The 471-nt window shown below is 65.8% G+C and carries 2 protein-coding genes; both read left to right on the forward strand.

The features are described 5' to 3' along the window. The coding region (locus IMZ11_RS43980; protein ID WP_305075963.1) for a Holliday junction DNA helicase RuvB C-terminal domain-containing protein at nt 1-200 on the forward strand (200 nt) is incomplete at its 5' end. Between the two features lie 5 nt (nt 201-205). Further along, nucleotides 206-471: DUF1304 domain-containing protein (locus IMZ11_RS43985; RefSeq protein WP_228649679.1), on the forward strand; the 266-nt coding region annotated here is incomplete at its 3' end.

The raw sequence follows: 471 nt of genomic DNA on the forward strand, positions 1-471 counted from the left end.
GTCCGGTGGGGGTGTCGACACTGGCCGTGGCAGTGGGCGAGGAAGCCACCACCGTCGAGGAGGTGTGCGAACCCTTCCTGGTGCGGGCCGGCATGGTGGCTCGCACGCCACGCGGTCGCGTGGCCACCCCACTGGCGTGGACTCATCTGGGTATGCAACCGCCGGTTACCGGACTGGGGCAGCCCGGGCTGTTTGAATAGACCTCATGGTCATCGCCGGTCTGGTATTCGCCGCACTCGCCGCGGCCCTGCATGTCTACATCTTCGTGATGGAGTCGTTGACCTGGACCTCCGCGCGTACTCGCGCCACGTTCGGCATCAGTGAGCAGGAGGCGCAGGCCACCAAGGAGCTGGCTTTCAACCAGGGCTTCTACAACCTGTTCCTCGCGATCGTCACCGTGATCGGGATCGTCGCGGTTGGCTTGGGGCACAACGCGGTTGGTGCTGCGCTCGTGTTCGCGGGGGTCGGTTC

Source organism: Microtetraspora sp. AC03309 (assembly GCF_020826795.1).
Lineage (GTDB): Bacteria > Actinomycetota > Actinomycetes > Streptosporangiales > Streptosporangiaceae > Microtetraspora > Microtetraspora glauca.